Annotated in this window: 17 protein-coding genes; 14 read left to right on the plus strand and 3 right to left on the minus strand. The window is 62.5% G+C overall.

What is annotated here, in order from left to right:
* The first annotated feature begins 23 nt into the window (after positions 1 to 23).
* Positions 24 to 551, plus strand: coding sequence for a GNAT family N-acetyltransferase (locus JHW44_RS02275; RefSeq protein WP_179217666.1), 528 nt, complete (start codon positions 24 to 26; stop codon positions 549 to 551).
* Here JHW44_RS02275 and JHW44_RS02280 read toward each other — a convergent pair.
* Together JHW44_RS02280 and greA are read right to left on the minus strand one after the other, a co-directional pair.
* Positions 548 to 1,444 (minus strand): hypothetical protein, encoded by an 897-nt coding sequence (locus JHW44_RS02280; protein WP_272850292.1) that lies wholly within the window; start codon positions 1,442 to 1,444, stop codon positions 548 to 550. The genes JHW44_RS02275 and JHW44_RS02280 overlap by 4 nt on opposite strands.
* Before the next feature lie 50 nt (positions 1,445 to 1,494).
* The gene (gene greA, locus JHW44_RS02285; RefSeq protein WP_179217665.1) at positions 1,495 to 1,965 is read right to left on the minus strand and encodes a transcription elongation factor GreA; all 471 of its coding nucleotides are present in this window, start codon (positions 1,963 to 1,965) and stop codon (positions 1,495 to 1,497) included.
* Positions 1,966 to 2,212: 247 nt separating this feature from the next.
* On the opposite strand from greA, the gene JHW44_RS02290 reads away from it, so the two are divergent.
* From JHW44_RS02290 to recO, 13 genes are all read left to right on the plus strand, one after another.
* Positions 2,213 to 3,868, plus strand: coding sequence for an electron transfer flavoprotein-ubiquinone oxidoreductase (locus JHW44_RS02290; protein WP_089343754.1), 1,656 nt, complete (start codon positions 2,213 to 2,215; stop codon positions 3,866 to 3,868).
* 87 nt (positions 3,869 to 3,955) lie between these two features.
* On the plus strand, positions 3,956 to 5,767 hold the full coding sequence (locus tag JHW44_RS02295; RefSeq protein WP_245846960.1) for a tetratricopeptide repeat protein: 1,812 nt from the start codon (positions 3,956 to 3,958) through the stop codon (positions 5,765 to 5,767).
* A 9-nt stretch (positions 5,768 to 5,776) separates the two neighbouring features.
* Positions 5,777 to 6,607, plus strand: coding sequence for a 4-(cytidine 5'-diphospho)-2-C-methyl-D-erythritol kinase (locus JHW44_RS02300; RefSeq protein ID WP_089343752.1), 831 nt, complete (start codon positions 5,777 to 5,779; stop codon positions 6,605 to 6,607).
* 27 nt (positions 6,608 to 6,634) lie between these two features.
* Complete coding sequence (locus JHW44_RS02305) at positions 6,635 to 7,369, plus strand: pyridoxine 5'-phosphate synthase (protein ID WP_089343751.1); 735 nt, start codon at positions 6,635 to 6,637, stop codon at positions 7,367 to 7,369.
* Positions 7,370 to 7,403: 34 nt separating this feature from the next.
* Positions 7,404 to 7,817 (plus strand): holo-ACP synthase, encoded by a 414-nt coding sequence (gene acpS / locus JHW44_RS02310; protein ID WP_089343931.1) that lies wholly within the window; start codon positions 7,404 to 7,406, stop codon positions 7,815 to 7,817.
* 72 nt (positions 7,818 to 7,889) lie between these two features.
* Positions 7,890 to 8,696, plus strand: a complete 807-nt coding sequence (gene lepB / locus JHW44_RS02315; RefSeq protein ID WP_089343750.1) for a signal peptidase I — start codon at positions 7,890 to 7,892, stop codon at positions 8,694 to 8,696.
* The gene (rnc, locus tag JHW44_RS02320; protein ID WP_089343749.1) at positions 8,693 to 9,382 is read left to right on the plus strand and encodes a ribonuclease III; all 690 of its coding nucleotides are present in this window, start codon (positions 8,693 to 8,695) and stop codon (positions 9,380 to 9,382) included. The genes lepB and rnc overlap by 4 nt, the downstream gene beginning before the upstream one ends.
* Positions 9,379 to 10,296, plus strand: a complete 918-nt coding sequence (gene era, locus JHW44_RS02325; protein ID WP_089343748.1) for a GTPase Era — start codon at positions 9,379 to 9,381, stop codon at positions 10,294 to 10,296. Before rnc ends, era begins: the two co-directional genes overlap by 4 nt.
* 8 nt (positions 10,297 to 10,304) lie before the next feature.
* Complete coding sequence (locus JHW44_RS02330) at positions 10,305 to 10,640, plus strand: DUF1491 family protein (protein WP_089343747.1); 336 nt, start codon at positions 10,305 to 10,307, stop codon at positions 10,638 to 10,640.
* Positions 10,641 to 10,685: 45 nt separating this feature from the next.
* A complete protein-coding gene (gene rarD, locus JHW44_RS02335; RefSeq protein WP_089343746.1) occupies positions 10,686 to 11,624 on the plus strand; it encodes an EamA family transporter RarD in 939 nt (312 codons plus the stop codon).
* A 259-nt stretch (positions 11,625 to 11,883) separates the two neighbouring features.
* Positions 11,884 to 12,900 (plus strand): Hint domain-containing protein, encoded by a 1,017-nt coding sequence (locus JHW44_RS02340; protein ID WP_245846958.1) that lies wholly within the window; start codon positions 11,884 to 11,886, stop codon positions 12,898 to 12,900.
* Positions 12,901 to 12,999: 99 nt separating this feature from the next.
* On the plus strand, positions 13,000 to 13,443 hold the full coding sequence (locus JHW44_RS02345; RefSeq protein ID WP_089343744.1) for a VOC family protein: 444 nt from the start codon (positions 13,000 to 13,002) through the stop codon (positions 13,441 to 13,443).
* 9 nt (positions 13,444 to 13,452) lie between these two features.
* The gene (recO, locus tag JHW44_RS02350; RefSeq protein ID WP_089343743.1) at positions 13,453 to 14,172 is read left to right on the plus strand and encodes a DNA repair protein RecO; all 720 of its coding nucleotides are present in this window, start codon (positions 13,453 to 13,455) and stop codon (positions 14,170 to 14,172) included.
* A 3-nt stretch (positions 14,173 to 14,175) separates the two neighbouring features.
* On the opposite strand, the gene JHW44_RS02355 is transcribed toward recO, so the two are convergent.
* Positions 14,176 to 14,640: an META domain-containing protein gene (locus JHW44_RS02355; RefSeq protein ID WP_089343742.1), complete on the minus strand. Its 465-nt coding sequence runs from the start codon at positions 14,638 to 14,640 to the stop codon at positions 14,176 to 14,178.
* Positions 14,641 to 14,647: the final 7 nt, after the last annotated feature.

The following is a 14,647-nucleotide window of genomic DNA, read 5'->3' on the forward strand; positions in this document are numbered from 1 at the left end:
TATCCTGTGCACCGCTTGCTTGCATGACGGGCAATCAGTGGCAAGCCTGTCGGATCGATATTCATCATCCGGTGCCCGATTGTGTCATGGCGGATGCCGCGGCCTTGTGGTGGCGCGGCTTCGGGATCTGGACCGGCGGACAGGCGGCGATTCCGGCAATGGATGCAGCCCACGGGATGGTGGCCATGCAGGGTGATCAGCTTGTCGGAGTAGCCGGTATCCGCGATGGTGACGGAGGCTTCCTCAAGAAAATTCCGCGTTTTGCGGCGCTGGCCTATCGCGCTGCTCCGGCGACGTCGGATATGGTCATTGACGGAATCATCGCACGCGAGATGCGGCAGGGAACCGGGCGGGCCTTGATCGGGGCTCTGGTGGAACTGGCGCGCCAGCGCGGCATGGGCGGCCTGCGCGCCGAGGTGCAAAAGAGCAATCGCGGCGCGCGGCAGTTCTATGCCAGCCTGGGTTTCGTCGAGGTCGGGCGCGGGCGCTATGGCTGGCCCTGGACGGGGCAGGTGCTGCTCCTGCGCCACGATCTGAACCGGCGGGGTTAGCCGAAGATGCCGGTGACCCGTCCCAGCAGCATGAAGGCCCGCGCCGACCGCGTTTGTGACAGGGTGGCGATCCGATCATCGTCCAGCTGCGGAATCAGCCGTGACAGCAAGGCGTCGAAATGGCGCAGGAAATGATGCGCCGCGTCACGGAAAATCTCATCCTGTTGCAACATCGAGGCCACCACATCCTCGGTGGCCTCTTCCCTGATCGCGCCAAGGGCCGAAACGGTCTCTCCGCGCGCGCCTTGGGCAAGGTCGCGCCAGACTTCCGCCGGGGCGTGGACGGGTGACAGGTCATCCATATAGATGTCATGGCTGGCCAGCAGGGTGATGACATCCTGTGATGCCCGCAGCACGCGCGAATTGCTCTGGTCCTTCAATGCGCTGCGCAGGGCCGAAATGGCATCGGCGTCATCTGGACCGTCGGGAAAATTCAGCGCGCGAATCAATGTCTCGGGTGCGACAGTGACTTTTTCGTCGGCATCCGCAGCCGGGGGCGTCGGGCGCGGCTCGACCGGCCGCATCCGCGTCGTGGCCGCTGCGGGGGGCACCGGTGATGAAGTCGCGGTTGTACGCCCTTCCAGGGGGCGCGCCGCCGGCGCGGTTCTGGCGGGACCCTCCGGATGGGCGGGAGGCGGTGCCCCCCGCGTTGCCGCGAACTCACGCAGCAGTGTCAGGCTGCGGCGCATGTCCTCGGCCTCGGCGCGCAGCGTCGCAATCGAGCGTGCCAGCGCCACGGCAGTCCAGATCAGCACCAGCGGCAACAGGATTCCGACAACGGCCACAAGCCTGCCGATGCCGCCGATTTCAGTTTGCGCGGCCGGCGTCACCAGCCAGAAGATCAGCACCAGCGCAAGCCAGGCGGCGCTGAGGCCCAGTCCGATCGCAGACATGGAGTCCCGTTGCGCCAGCGAAGTGATCCGGGCGACCAGCGACATCAGCGCTACTCGTACCGGATGGCCAGGATTTCATAGCTGCGCACGCCGCCCGGAGTCTTGACGTCGACGCTGTCGCCTTCATCCTTGCCGATCAGCGCGCGCGCCAGCGGCGAACGCATGTTCAGCAGGCCGCGTTCGATATTGGCCTCGGCCTCTCCGACGATCTGATAGGTGCGCTCTTCTTCCGTGTCCTCGTCCAGCAGGTCGACCGTGGCACCGAATTTGATCGAGCCGGACAGTTTCGCAGGGTCGAACACTTCGGCACGCGAGAGGATCGCTTCCAGTTCCTTGATGCGGCCTTCGATGAAACCCTGTTTCTCGCGCGCGGCGTGATATTCGGCATTCTCCGAGAGATCGCCATGTTCGCGCGCTTCGGCGATCTGCCGGATGATGGCAGGGCGGTCCTTGCCTTTCAGTTCGGTCAATTCGCGTTCCAACGCCACAAAGCCGCTGCGGGTCATCGGTATCTTTTCCATCGCTGCCCATTTCCTTCCGGGTTGCGGTTGCCGTCCCGACGCTAATCGAACGCCCCCACCATTTGCCATGGCAGGGGCGCGAAATTCCGTCGCATGCATCGTGAACCCAAATTCCAGAGCTTTGCAAGCCCACCAGACAGGCAGTCGGCGAAATTAGGCTGTCCAGATAACAGTGTTATGATTGCCCCATCGAAAAAGCCGCGTTAGTCCTGTGCCAGCTAGACAAGAGAGGGGAGAGTTTCCAGCCATGACCGACGAGACGCAGATCGAACGCGAGTCGATGGAATACGATGTTGTGATCGTCGGTGGAGGCCCCTCGGGGCTGTCAGCAGCGATCCGGCTGAAGCAGATTGATCCCGAGATCCAGGTCGTGGTTCTGGAAAAAGGTTCTGAAATCGGCGCCCATATCCTGTCGGGTGCGGTGCTGGACCCATCCGGGCTGAACCGGCTGATCCCCGACTGGAAGGAAAAGGGCGCGCCACTGAACACCGAAGTCGTGGATGACAACTTCTTCGTGCTTGGCGAGGGTGGGCAGATGCGCGTGCCCAACTGGCCGATGCCGCCGCTGATGAACAATCACGGCAACTATGTCGTCAGCATGGGCAACGTCTGTCGCTGGCTGGCCGAACAGGCCGAGGAACTGGGGGTCGAAATCTTCCCCGGCATGGCCGCCAGCAAGATCGTCTGGGATGGCAATCGCGTCAAGGGCGTCGTCGCCGGTGAGATGGGCCTGAATTCGGATGGCACCCCCGGCAACATGTATGAACCGGGGATGGAACTGCACGGCAAATATGTCTTCATCGCCGAAGGCGTGCGCGGCAGCCTGGCCAAGGAGATCATCGGCAAGCTGAATCTCTCCGAGGGTCACGAGCCGCAGAAATTCGGCCTTGGCATGAAGGAAATCTGGGAGGTCAAGCCCGAGAAGTTCAAGAAGGGCCGGGTGGTCCACACCATGGGCTGGCCCCTCGGCAAGAATGCCGGTGGCGGCAGCTTCATCTATCATTTCGAGGACAATCAGGTGCTGGTCGGCTTTGTCGTCCACCTGAACTACGAGAACCCCTATCTTTACCCTTACGCGGAATTCCAGCGCTTCAAGCATCACCCGATGGTGGCCGAGCTTCTGGAAGGCGGCAAACGCGTTGCCTATGGCGCGCGGGCGATCAGCGAGGGCGGGCTGCAGTCCATCCCCGAGCTGTCCTTTGATGGCGGTGTTCTGCTGGGCTGCTCGGCGGGAATGGTCAACGTTCCCCGCATCAAGGGCAATCACAATGCGATGATTTCCGGCATCGAGGCCGCCGAAGCCGCGGCTGCGGCGCTGAAGGAGGGCCGCGAGGGTGATCGTCTGACCGCCTATGACGCGGCAGTTCGTGGCGGGGATATTGCCAAGGATCTGAAAAAGGTCCGCAACGTCAAGCCGATCTGGTCACGTCTGGGCCTGTGGCCCTCGCTGGTGCTTGGCGGTTTCGACATGTGGGTGTCGAACCTGACCGGCTGGAACCCTCTTGGCACCTGGAAGCATGGCAAGAGCGATGCGCAGGCGACCGGCAAGGCCAAGGACTTCCAGCCGATCGACTATCCCAAGCCGGACGGCAAGCTGTCCTTTGACCGGCTGACCAATGTGGCTTTCGCCTTCACCAATCACGAGGAAAGCCAGCCCTGCCATCTGAAGCTGAAGGATCCTTCGGTGCCGATCCGGGTGAACCTGCCCGAATTCGCCGAGCCGGCGCAGCGCTATTGCCCGGCCGGCGTCTATGAGGTGATCGAAGAGGGCGGCGAACCGCGCTTCCAGATCAACTTCCAGAACTGCGTTCACTGCAAGACCTGCGACATCAAGGATCCGTCGCAGAACATCAACTGGACCACGCCGCAGGGCGGTGACGGGCCGAATTACCCGAACATGTGATCGCATTTGCCGCAGCTGGCCCGTTGCGAGGGGGTGGCTGCGGCGATAGGGTCGCGCTAGAAAACTCTGTTATCCGGGATGGAAACCTTGAACCTGACCCGCCCGAATCTGGCGCTGACCCTTGCCCTGCTGTTGTCCCTCGGGGCACCGGCTGCTCTTCATGCTCAGGACCGGCCTTCGCCGCGCCCGGAGGACGAGGCGAAGGAAAGCGCACCGGTCTTCGGGCTTGCCGGGCCGTATCTGGCCGCGCGTATGGCCGCCGTCGAAAGCGATTATCGCGCCGCAGCCCGATATTTCGCTCAGGCCGTGGCGCATGATCCGGGCGATGCCTATCTGGCAGACAGCGCACTGGTTGCATTCTGTTCCGCGGGCGAGATCGAGCGCGGGGTCAAATTTGCCGCCCGGATGGAAGAGCGCGGGGACAGCACCGAACTGTCCCGTCTGGTTCGCAGCGCGGATCTTGTGCATCAGGGCGATTGGGATGCCTTGCTTGAACGCACGGATCCCGAGAAGAGCACCAGGCCGCATCGCAAGGATCGCGATCTGATGGTCGGCATGATCCGTGCCTGGGCACTGATGGGCGCGGGCCGCGCCTCGGATGCCATGGTGCTGCTGGAGGAAATGGCGAAGACCCCCGATGTGGCGCCGATGGTCAATTATCATCTGGCGCTGGCACGGGCGCTGGTGGGCGATTATGAGCGCGCCGCGAAGCTGCTGGAAGGTCGCGTGACCGGCGCGCATGTTCTGGGCTTCATGGCGCGCGCGGAAATTCTGGCCCAGCTTGAGCGGCGCGACGAGGCGATTGCCTTGCTGGACAATTTGCCGGGGCTTGAGGCCGAACCGCAACTGCTGGCATTGCGCGATGCCTTGAAGGCCGGAGAGCCGGTCGCATTCGACGTGGTGCGCACACCCGCCGACGGGGTCGCGCAGGTGTTTCTGACCTTTGCGACTGCTCTGGCCTCGAATCCGAATCCCGAGCCTCTGTCACTGATTCATGCCCGGCTGGCGTCATGGCTGTCGCCCGAGATGACCGAGGCGCGTCTGATGACGGCGCAATTGCTGCAGGAACATCAGCAGTTCGATCTGGCCGAAGAGGAATATGAGACCCTGCGCCGCAAGGGGCAGATGCGTCCGGTCGCCGAACTGGCGCGGATAGATGCCCTGTCGCAGGCCGACCGCCATGACGAGGCTGAAAAGGCCGCCCTGTCCCTGACCGCGGCCTATCCGGAATTGCCGCAGGCCTGGATTGCATTGGGGGATCTGTTGCGCCAGCAGCAGAAATTCTCGCAGGCTGTGCCTGCCTATGACAAGGCGCTGACCCTGCTGACGGATGCGCCCGATCAGGCACGGTGGTTCCCGCTGTATGCGCGTGGCATCGCGCTGGAACGCGCGGGACAGTTCGAACGCGCCGAGAAGGATCTGCTGGCGGCGATCGAGATCCGTCCCGATCAGGCCAGTCTGCTGAACTATCTGGGCTATAGCTGGATTGACCGCGGCGAGAATCTGGACCGGGCGCTGGAACTGATCCGGCGTGCTGTCGAGCTGTCGCCCGATGACGGCTATATCCTGGATTCGCTTGCATGGGCCTATTTCCGTCTGGGTCGCTATGACGAGGCGGTCGCGCCGATGGAGAAAGCCATCGGCACCATGGCCGCCGATCCTTTGGTCAATGACCATCTGGGGGATATCTACTGGATGAACGGCCGCAAGCGCGAAGCGGAAACCCAGTGGAAACGCGCGCTTTCGCTGAACCCCGACAGCAATGATGATGTCGATCCTGAACGGATCCGGGCCAAGCTGGAGCGCGGTCTGGATGCTGTCCTGGCCGAAGAGGGCGACGAGGCCTCCTTGGTGGTCAGGCAGGCCGGGGCGGGCGACAATCCACGGGCATTGGACTGAACCGGCACGATGACTGCAGCTGTCGTCGAAACGGCCATGGCCAAGGTGAATCTTGCGCTTCATGTCACGGGGCGCCGGGAGGATGGCTATCACCTGCTGGATTCGCTGGTTGCCTTTGCCGCGACAGGGGATCGGGTGAGCCTGCGTGCGGGCCCGATGTCACTGCAGATCGATGGACCCTTTGCGCGGGGGCTGGAGGCCGATTCCGGCAATCTTTGCTGGCGGGCGGCAGAACTGGCCGGCGCAAGCGTCGCGATTTCCCTGGAAAAGAATCTGCCGGTCGCCTCGGGGATCGGTGGCGGCTCGGCCGATGCTGCCGCAGTGTTGCGCGGGCTGGAGCGCATGGGTCATTCCCGTCCCGAAGGCATCGACCGGTTGGGAGCGGACATCCCGGTCTGCATGTTGTCGCAACCGGCGCGCATGCAGGGAATCGGCGAAATCGTGACGCCGCTTTCCGGCCTTCCCAGGGTGTCGGCGGTTCTGGTCAATCCCGGACATGAGATCTCGACCCCGGCGGTGTTTCGCGCCCTGACATCGCGAGACAATGCGCCTCTTGGCGCAATCCCGTCGTGGTCGGACCTTGCGGCTCTGATCGGCTGGCTGCGGCAGACGCGCAATGATCTGGAACCGGCGGCGCGGGATATCCTGCCATTGATTTCGCAGGTGCTTGCGGCGCTTGAGCAGAATGGCGCAGGTCTTGCGCGCATGTCCGGTTCGGGGGCGACATGTTTCGGGCTGTTTGAAAGCGATGCTCAGGCCCGCAAGGCTGCGGCGGCGCTGTCCCGGCACGGTTGGTGGGCGGAGGCGACGGAACTGGTGCCCTCGCAGAGGGGTCGTTAGACTGCCCAAAACAAGCGGAGAAATGTCATGCTGCGCCTCGGCGTCAATATCGATCACGTTGCCACCATTCGCAACGCACGCGGAACGCCCTGGCCGGACCCGCTGCGCGCGGCACATCTGGCCCAAGAGGCCGGTGCGGATGGAATCACCGCCCATCTGCGCGAGGATCGTCGCCACATGCGCGACGCCGATATCGACGCTTTGACCGAACATTCCCGCCTGCCGCTGAATCTGGAAATGGCGGCAACGGCGGAAATGCAGGCGATTGCGCTGCGCCACCGGCCCCATGCAATCTGCCTGGTGCCTGAAAAGCGCGAAGAGCGCACGACCGAGGGCGGGCTGGATGTGGCCGGAAATGAGGCCTATCTGGCCGATTTCATCGCGCCACTGCGCGAGGCGGGCAGCCGCGTGTCGCTGTTCATCGGCCATGAACCGGCCCAGATCGAGGCTGCGGCCCGGATCGGTGCCGCCGTGGTCGAACTGCACACCGGTGCCTATTGCGATTTCGATACCGAAGGTGACATTGCCGCGCGCGATGCGGAACTGGCGGGGCTGACGCGCGGGGCGGCTCTGGCTGCGGAACTGGGGCTGGAGGTTCATGCCGGTCACGGGCTGACCTTTGATACGGTTGGCCCGATCGCGGCGCTGCCCCAGATTGCCGAGTTGAACATCGGTCATTTCCTGATTGCCGAATCCGTCTTCCTGGGGCTTGGACCGGCGATTCAGAAAATGCGCCGCTGCATGGATGATGCGCGCAAATGAAGTGCCGAATGCGGGGCAGGATGCGGGGCGGACGATGATCTTGGGGATCGGAACCGATCTGGCGAATATCGAGCGTATCGAAAATACGCTGGCCCGCTTTGGCGACCGGTTCCGCAAGCGCGTCTTTACCGAGATCGAACTGGCCAAGGCGGCGCGCCGCAGGGATGAGGCCGGGACCCTGGCGAAACGTTGGGCGGCCAAGGAGGCTTGCTCGAAGGCTCTGGGGACGGGGCTGGCCATGGGCATCAGCTGGCGGGACATGGCGGTCGCCAATATGGAATCAGGGCAGCCGGTGATGGAACTGACCGGCTGGGCTGCCGACCGGCTGGCACAGATGACTCCGGTCGGGCATGAGGCCATCGTCCATGTGACATTGACCGATGATCACCCCTGGGCGCAGGCCTTTGTCGTGATCGAGGCCCGGCCACGACAGCCTGCCTTGGCTTGACTTTGCCCCCTGTGGGGGACCATGAACGCGGAATTAGCGGCCAGAGCGCCACAAACCGGAAGGACTGACAGAATGGCCGACAGCACGCTGCGCAAGAAAGGTGGCGAAAAGAAGGAAGGCATCTGGGAAACCGTCAAGACGATTTTCTGGGCCTTGCTGATCGCCGGGGTGTTCCGGACGCTTTTCTTCCAGCCTTTCTGGATTCCTTCGGGCAGCATGAAGGACACGCTGCTGATCGGAGACTTCCTCTTCGTCAACAAGATGGCCTATGGCTATTCGGCAGTGTCCTGTCCCTTTTCGCTGTGCCCGATCTCGGAACGCATCATGGGACGCGACCCCGAGCGTGGCGATGTAGTCGTCTTCCGTCACCCCACACGCAATGTCGATTTCATCAAGCGGGTGATCGGCCTGCCGGGTGACACGATCCAGATGCGCGGCGGCAAGCTGTGGCTGAACGGGGAAGAGGTGCAGACCGATCCGGCTGGCGATTTCGTCGAGATCAAGGAACAACAGGGCCCGCAAGGCCTGGTTCCGCGTTGTTCCAATGATCCGGTTGCCGAAGGGGGCGAATGCGTCAAGCCGCGTTCGACCGAAACCCTGCCCAATGGCGTTAGCCATGACGTGCTGAACATCGTCGATGGCTGGGTTGCCGATGACACGCCGACCTTCACCGTTCCCGAAGGTCAGTATTTCTTCATGGGCGACAACCGCGACAATTCCGAAGATTCGCGCTTCCCGCAGGAGGTGGGCGGTCTGGGCTTCGTGCCGGCCAAATATCTGATCGGCCGCGCGGACCGGATCATGTTCTCCTCGGCGGGACGCTCTTTGTTGTATTTCTGGACCTGGCGTCCTGATCGTTTCTTCAAGGCAGTCGAGTGACACCATCTGCTGATATTCGCGCCTTCATGACCCGTCTGGGCCATGAATTCGCGCGCCCCGAACTCCTGATCCGCGCCTTGACCCATGGCTCGATCGCCTCGGCGACGCGGCCGGACAATCAGCGGCTGGAGTTTCTTGGCGACCGGGTGCTGGGGCTGGTCATGGCCGAAGCGCTGTTTCATGCTGATCTGAAGGCCAGCGAAGGCCAGCTTGCGCCCCGCTATAACGCCTTGGTCAGGGGCGAGACCTGTGCCGCCCTGGCGCGCGAGATCGGGCTGGGCAATGTGCTGAAGCTGGGCCGCTCCGAGATGCTGTCGGGTGGGCGGCGCAAGGATGCCCTGCTGGCAGATGGGATGGAGGCGGTGATCGCCGCCGTCTATCTGGATGCCGGCTTTGACACGGCGCGCCGGGTCGTGCTGAACCTGTGGCGGGACCGGCTGAATTCCATCGACGAGGATCCGCGCGACCCCAAGACCGCCTTGCAGGAATGGGCGCAGGCCAGTGGCATGCCGCCCCCCGTCTATGAACAGACCTCGCGCAGCGGTCCGGATCACGCACCGGTGTTTCATATCACCGTCCGGCTGGCCAATGGCCAGACCGCCGAGGCGCAGGGCGCCGGAACCAAACGCAGCATTGAACAGGCCGCCGCTCGGCAATTGCTGGAGCGGCTGGAGGGCCGAAAATGACCGATACCCCGACACGTGCCGGATTCATCGCCCTGATCGGCGAACCCAATGCGGGAAAATCGACCTTGCTGAACCAGATGGTCGGCGCAAAGGTCAGCATTGTCACGCATAAGGTGCAGACCACCCGTGCCCGCATACGCGGCATTGCCATCGAGGACCAAAGCCAGCTGGTTTTCGTGGATACGCCCGGCATCTTTCGCCCGCGTCGCCGGCTGGACCGCTCGATGGTCGCGGCGGCATGGGGTGGGGCTGCGGATGCCGACATCATCCTGCTGCTGATCGAGGCGCATCGCGGGCTGACAGATGGTGTGCGCGCGATTCTGGAATCGCTCGAGTCACTGGACCACAAGACCTCGGTTGCCCTGATCATCAACAAGATCGACCGCACCCGTTCAGAGGCGCTTCTGGCCCTGTCACGGCAAATGAACGAGGCCTATCCCTTTGCACAGACCTTCATGGTCTCGGCGGAAAAGGGGTATGGTTGCGCTGATCTGCGCAAATGGCTTGCCGACAGCCTGCCTGAAGGGCCCTGGCTTTACCCCGAGGACCAGATCGCCGATTTGCCGATGCGGATGATCGCCGCCGAGGTCACGCGCGAAAAGCTGACGCTGCGGCTGCATGAAGAGATCCCCTATCAGCTGACGGTCGAGACCGAAGCCTGGGAAGAGCGCAAGGACGGCTCGGCGCGGGTCGAACAGGTCGTCTATGTGTCCCGTCCCGGTCACAAGGGCATCGTGCTGGGCAAGGGCGGCGAGACCATCAAGGCCGTCGGCCAGGCCGCGCGTGTCGATCTCGAGGAATTCATGGGCCGTCGCGTTCATCTGTTCCTGCAGGTCCGCGTACGCGAGAACTGGCAGAATGAAGCCGAACGCTATGGCGAGATCGGGCTGAACTTCCGCGACGGCGACAACTGAGCAGGCCCATGCCCGAAGCAAGACTTGCCGCGGGGATCTGGGTGTCGGCCTATCTGGCACGGCTGGGGCTGGCCAATATTCCCGCCTATGTCGTGGCTCGCGGCGATGCGACCGCAGGAGCGGTTCTGGTCAAATGCGCGCTTCTGGACGGAAGCGCGCAGCTTTATTCCCGTGAATGGGACTTCGAAACCGGGGCGCGTCCCTGGAAGATGATCCAGCAGGGCCCCGAAGCCGAGATCGATCAGGCGGTTCAGCGCCAGCGCGGCTTTGACCCAGATCTGTGGGTCATCGAGATCGAGAGTCGCGACGGTCAGACCCTGTTGGACAGCGACGGGTTGGCGTGATCGCGCCATCTGGCGCAGCGTCACTTTGCAGCCTATGCAATAGGCATGAACAAGCCGGTTTCTCCCCAATCTGATTCGCCGCGTGGTCTGGCCTTTGCGCTGGCCGCATATAGCATTTGGGGGCTGCTCCCGCTTTACATGAACGCATTGGCGGATATTCGGCCTCCCGAGGTGATCGCCCATCGGGTGATCTGGTCCTTGCCGATAGCCGCGGCCGTCCTGCTTTGGCAGCGTCGTTCGGATGATGTTGTGGCGGCCCTGCGCAATCCGCGTTTGCTGGCCATGGCGGCGCTGACGGCGGCGCTGATTTCCGTCAACTGGCTGACCTATGTCTGGGCGGTGGGACATGATCACACATTGGATGCCGCCCTTGGCTATTACATCAACCCGCTGTTCAGTGTGACACTGGGGGCCATGCTGCTGGGGGAACGGTTGTCGCGCTTGCAGATGTTGGCGATTCTTCTGGCTTTTGTGGCGGTCGTGGTGCTGACGGTTCAGGCCGGTCGGCTGCCCTTGGTGGCGGTGACGCTGACATTGAGCTGGGGCTTTTACGCCTATTGCAAGAAAAGCCTGCCGCTGGGACCGAACCAGGGCTTCACGCTGGAGGTTCTGCTGCTGACCCCCTTCGCGGCTGGCTATTTGATCTGGCTTGGCGTGACCGGACAGGGCGGTTTCGGCGATGGCAGCGCACGCGATATCCTGATGCTGGTGGGCTGCGGACCGGTCACCGCTATTCCGCTGCTGTTCTATGCCAATGGTGCCAAACTGTTGCGACTGTCCACAATCGGTTTTCTGCAATATCTGGCGCCAACCATGATCCTGCTTTGCGCGGTATTCATACTTGGCGAGCCCTTTGGCACCGAGCGCATGATTGCCTTCCCGCTGATCTGGATCGCCCTGGTGATCTATTCCGTTTCCCTGCTGCGCACGGCAAATGTGAACCGTCGCGCGCGCCGGGCTCCGACAAGTCACCGAATCCAATAACCAATAGTCTCTAAATTTGTCCTTTTGGATAGCTTTGCGCCATTCTCGTTGATTGTTATTCAATGAGGGTGGGTCAGATATTTTATGCTCTGGCCGTTTTGTTTTTACCCGTTTTGGCGGGTTGTTTTCGCGTGTTCGCTGTTGAGAGAGTATTGTTATGCCCACAACCTGGGATGGAATTTATCTGGGAAATATCTCCCAATCTATTGACCCGCAAGAAGGCAATAATCTAGCTGAAAATGCCGACAGCGCGCAATTCGTGGGTCAGACATTCGGCAGTGCCTCAGATCCGCTGTACAATCATATCATCACGGTCGAGGCGCAGGATTATTTTGAAACCAATTCAATCAATGATACTCCTGTTCTAAATCAAAACAACTTTAACGGGACAGATCAATTTGTAACGGACCTCGATGGCGATGGCGTCAACGAAACCTATGATTTCGACGGCGCTGCCGCCTATGCCGTCACGGTCACCTTTTTTGACGGATCGACCCAGACGGCTGCAATTCCCGTATTTCAATCGACCACCGGAGAATTGATTCTGGCGCCGTCCCTTGGTGCGGCCGGCAATGCCGTGCTGGAATCGGCGGCCATCGTTTCCGTCCGCCTGGATTCGGTGCTGGGCGACACCTATGCGGGGCTTAATGTCAATCGTCCAGAACTCGAATTCGCCTGCTTTACCAAGGGGACAATGATCGCGACCCCTTCGGGCGAGTTGGCTATTGAAATGCTGAGCAGGGGCGACATGGTTCTGACCGCCGATCATGGCGCGCAGGAAATTCAATGGATCGGCCATGCCGAGGTCGATTTGAACAAGGCTCCGAACATGCGACCGGTGATCATTCGCGCTGGCGCATTGGGCGATGGGCTGCCCGTGCAGGATCTGACCGTATCGCCACAGCATCGCGTGCTGGTGCGCTCGAAGATCGCGCAACGCATGTTCGGCACCGATGAAGTCCTTGTTGCCGCCAAACAGCTTCTGGCGCTGGATGGGATCGAACTGGCGCAGGACATTGATCGTGTGATCTATTACCACTTCCTTTTCGATGGCCATCAGGTGGTCTGGTCGAATGGCGCGCTGACGGAGTCGCTGTTCACCGGTCCGCAGGCGCTGAAATCGGTCGGCGCGGCGGCGCGCGAGGAAATCCTGTCGCTGTTTCCCGAACTGCGCGACATGCCGGCCGCAGATCCGATCCGTCCGATCATTCCGGGTCGCAAGGCGCGCCAGATGGCCATGCGTCACGCCCAGAACGGGCGGGCCATCGTCAACTGATCTGACGACATTCCCGATGTGAAAAGGGGCAGGGCGCCGCGCTCTTGCCCCTTTTTGCGCAGCGTGGCAGCCTGCAAGGATCAGGGCCGGAGGTGTGCCATGTCGCTTTCCCGTCAGCGGGTCACATTGATCACGCTTGGCGTGGCCTATCTGGCCCGCGCTGAGGAGTTCTATGCCGCCTGGGGTTGGCGGCGGCATGTCTCATCGCAGGCTGGCATTGTCTTCTACCAGATGAACGGGGCCGTTCTGGCGCTGTTCGGGCGCGAAGATCTGGCCCGCGATCAGGGCCGGCCCGGTGCAGATCTGGGAACGGGGGCGATGACGTTGGCGCAGAACTATCCGGACAAGGCCCAGACGGATGCAGCCTTCCAGGCGGCGCTGGATGCAGGAGCCACCTGCCTGAAAACGCCCCAGCCGGTGTTCTGGGGGGGATACTCCGGCTATTTCTCCGATCCCGACGGCCATGTCTGGGAGATCGCGACCAATCCCTTCTGGCCGCTGGACGGTGACGGCGGCTTGACGCTGCCTGACGGACGGGATTGATCCGGACAGATGGAATGGCAGGCAGAAGGAACCGTTCTCGCGCAGCGACCGCATGGCGAGAATGCCGTCATCATCGACGTTCTGACCATGGAATATGGTCGCCGCGCGGGGCTGGTGCCGGGTGGAGCCTCGCGCAAGCGGTCGGCGATGCTGCAACCGGGAACGCGGTTGGCTCTGCGCTGGCGCGCGCGCAATGACGACCAGCTAGGGCATTTCGCGGTCGAACCCTGTGGCAGCCGGTCGTCCCTGTTGCTGGATCCGTTGGGGCTGGCCGGGCTGAATGCGGTTTGCGCGCTGATGATCTTTGCTCTGCCTGAGCGAGATCCTCATCCGGTTCTGACCGGCCTGACCGAAATCCTGCTGGATCGGATGAATGCGGGCGGCGACTGGGGCGAAGTCTATCTGACCTGGGAGATGCGGTTGCTGGAGGATATGGGGTTCGGTCTGGATCTGGAGCGCTGTGCCGTCACGGGCGCCAGCGAGGGCCTGGCCTATGTCAGCCCGCGTTCGGGGCGTGCGGTCAGCCGGGCCGGGGCGGGCGAATGGGCGGATCGCTTGTTGCCCTTGCCGGCGATACTGGGTGGCGTTGGTGACAACCGGGGCAATGGCCTTGCCGAAGGGCTGGCCATCACCGGTCATTTTCTGGAGAAGCGACTTGCCACAGAACTGGTGGGACGGCCCTTGCCCGCTGCCCGCAACCGTCTGATCCGGCGTCTGCTGGTGCAATAGGGCTTATTGGGTGCCGCGCGCGGCCTCCACAGCGCTGACCTGAACTTCATCTGCACGATGGCCACGTTCCAGAATCAGCCATGTCTCGGGTGATTTGACCTTCAGGACGCCGCCCGAGTATTCCATCGAGGTGGCGGATTGCAGGACCGAGAAGAACCGGCCCTCCAAAGGCGCATCCTTGCAATACATTCTGGTCGAGGCAATCGGCGACAGCTGCAGTGCCGGCAGCGTGGCGCTGTTCTGGGTGCTGAAGCTGTTGCAGGGGCCGCGGCCCGTGATCTGTGTGCCGGCAAGGCTGAGCGTCACATTGCGCAGCGGGACGGTGCCGCCATCCATGCCCACCAGCACATATTCGCCCTGCGGAATGCCGCCAGTCTCGATCGGGGCCGGACCGCAGGAAGCAAGAGCAAGCGTTGCGGCGGTGGCAGCGACAGCGACGCCAAGGCCGGCAGGGGTCAGGCGGGGCATGGGACAT

Source organism: Paracoccus seriniphilus (genome assembly GCF_028553745.1).
Lineage (GTDB): Bacteria > Pseudomonadota > Alphaproteobacteria > Rhodobacterales > Rhodobacteraceae > Paracoccus > Paracoccus seriniphilus.

What these genes read in the sequence shown, in the direction of transcription:
- JHW44_RS02330 (WP_089343747.1), top strand. Translation starts at nt 10,305, where the DNA reads ATGCCCGAAGCAAGACTTGCCGCGGGGATCTGGGTGTCGGCCTATCTG.
- JHW44_RS02275 (WP_179217666.1), top strand. Translation starts at nt 24, where the DNA reads ATGACGGGCAATCAGTGGCAAGCCTGTCGGATCGATATTCATCATCCG.
- rarD (WP_089343746.1), top strand. Translation starts at nt 10,686, where the DNA reads ATGAACAAGCCGGTTTCTCCCCAATCTGATTCGCCGCGTGGTCTGGCC.
- JHW44_RS02305 (WP_089343751.1), top strand. Translation starts at nt 6,635, where the DNA reads ATGCTGCGCCTCGGCGTCAATATCGATCACGTTGCCACCATTCGCAAC.
- era (WP_089343748.1), top strand. Translation starts at nt 9,379, where the DNA reads ATGACCGATACCCCGACACGTGCCGGATTCATCGCCCTGATCGGCGAA.
- JHW44_RS02280 (WP_272850292.1), bottom strand. Translation starts at nt 1,444, where the DNA reads ATGTCTGCGATCGGACTGGGCCTCAGCGCCGCCTGGCTTGCGCTGGTG.
- greA (WP_179217665.1), bottom strand. Translation starts at nt 1,965, where the DNA reads ATGGAAAAGATACCGATGACCCGCAGCGGCTTTGTGGCGTTGGAACGC.
- JHW44_RS02355 (WP_089343742.1), bottom strand. Translation starts at nt 14,640, where the DNA reads ATGCCCCGCCTGACCCCTGCCGGCCTTGGCGTCGCTGTCGCTGCCACC.
- acpS (WP_089343931.1), top strand. Translation starts at nt 7,404, where the DNA reads ATGATCTTGGGGATCGGAACCGATCTGGCGAATATCGAGCGTATCGAA.
- lepB (WP_089343750.1), top strand. Translation starts at nt 7,890, where the DNA reads ATGGCCGACAGCACGCTGCGCAAGAAAGGTGGCGAAAAGAAGGAAGGC.
- JHW44_RS02345 (WP_089343744.1), top strand. Translation starts at nt 13,000, where the DNA reads ATGTCGCTTTCCCGTCAGCGGGTCACATTGATCACGCTTGGCGTGGCC.
- recO (WP_089343743.1), top strand. Translation starts at nt 13,453, where the DNA reads ATGGAATGGCAGGCAGAAGGAACCGTTCTCGCGCAGCGACCGCATGGC.
- JHW44_RS02290 (WP_089343754.1), top strand. Translation starts at nt 2,213, where the DNA reads ATGACCGACGAGACGCAGATCGAACGCGAGTCGATGGAATACGATGTT.
- JHW44_RS02300 (WP_089343752.1), top strand. Translation starts at nt 5,777, where the DNA reads ATGACTGCAGCTGTCGTCGAAACGGCCATGGCCAAGGTGAATCTTGCG.